Annotated in this window: 1 protein-coding gene; it reads left to right on the forward strand. The window is 41.2% G+C overall.

Translation table 11 applies throughout. The annotated features are described in order from the left end of the window. Positions 1 to 66: 66 nt before the first annotated feature. Entirely contained in the window at positions 67 to 378 is a 312-nt protein-coding gene (locus ACOMA8_RS14695) for a helix-turn-helix domain-containing protein (RefSeq protein WP_421371706.1), read from the forward strand. Positions 379 to 531: the final 153 nt, after the last annotated feature.

Here is a 531-nt window from a genome sequence, read left to right on the forward strand (position 1 = left end):
GAAAACAATTGTATTACTGCTAATACAGTGATTTAATTCGTGTGCAAAATTAGGTACGCTTTGAAAATGACGCACATTCAAGAACTTTTTATTGCGAACCTGCGCTTTTACCGGGTGCAAAACGGCTTTTCCCAACTTTCGTTTTCCGAAGCAATCAACATCAGTCCAAATTATTTGAATGCGGTCGAAAACGGAAAGAATTTTCCGTCGCTGGAAGTGCTGCAGAACATCACAGAAACGCTCAAAATCATGCCGTACCAACTTTTTTTAGAAATTCCCATCATGCAAAATGACTTTTCACCGGTGTCAAAACAGACGTTAATCGAACTTAAACAAAAAATATGCGGCTTAATTGATTCGGAATTGAAAAAAGGCTGACTGGAAAAGCGTCGGCTCAACGAACTACGCACAGTTTCGAAAAATGCGCTCGCTTGACCACAAACGCTCTTTTTGATATTGTACAGCCATCTTGCGCGACTAGCTCAGTTGGTTAGAGTACAAGCATGACACGCTTGGGGTCTCTGGTTCGAT

Origin of the sequence: Enterococcus infantis (assembly GCF_049166715.1) — a bacterium.
Taxonomy (GTDB): Bacteria; Bacillota; Bacilli; order Lactobacillales; family Enterococcaceae; genus Enterococcus_C; species Enterococcus_C leclercqii.